This window comes from Wolbachia endosymbiont of Pentidionis agamae, assembly GCF_036711655.1.
GTDB lineage: Bacteria > Pseudomonadota > Alphaproteobacteria > Rickettsiales > Anaplasmataceae > JAZHPY01.
Genome location: NZ_JAZHPY010000176.1, coordinates 1 through 402, shown reverse-complemented (window position 1 = coordinate 402; position 402 = coordinate 1). Strand labels below are relative to the sequence as shown.

Here is a 402-nt window from a genome sequence, read left to right as displayed (position 1 = left end):
ATAGGATTTTTTGACTTTCCTTTAAGCTTACCACCTGCTTTTTATTAAGATGTACTGAATTTCCTATTATAAAAGCTGCATTACTAATTTCCTTTTCACTAATTTCTGAAGAACAGACAAAAGATACACTGTCATCACAAAAAGATCTTAAGCCAAATCCCTTTCTAGTGTTAAAATCTATATGTTTTAATATGTTATCATCAAAAAGTAGCGACTCTGATTGATAAAATTCTAGAAATAGCTCGCCACCATCACTATTCTTTAGAGCATTATCTACTATTTTATGTATATTATTAACATTATTGTGAGAAAAAAATACCTGTTCTAAAGCTATCATTATCTTTCAATTAAAACATTTTAATTATATTATTAAATTATAGTAAAGTAAACTAAAAACCCAAG

At 26.4% G+C, this 402-nt stretch carries 1 protein-coding gene; it reads right to left on the bottom strand.

Going from position 1 to position 402, the window contains the following annotated elements:
• A partial coding sequence (locus tag V6U76_RS05515) for a PmbA/TldA family metallopeptidase (RefSeq protein WP_333024148.1) occupies nt 1-337 on the bottom strand: 337 nt, incomplete at its 3' end.
• Nucleotides 338-402 lie beyond the last annotated feature (65 nt).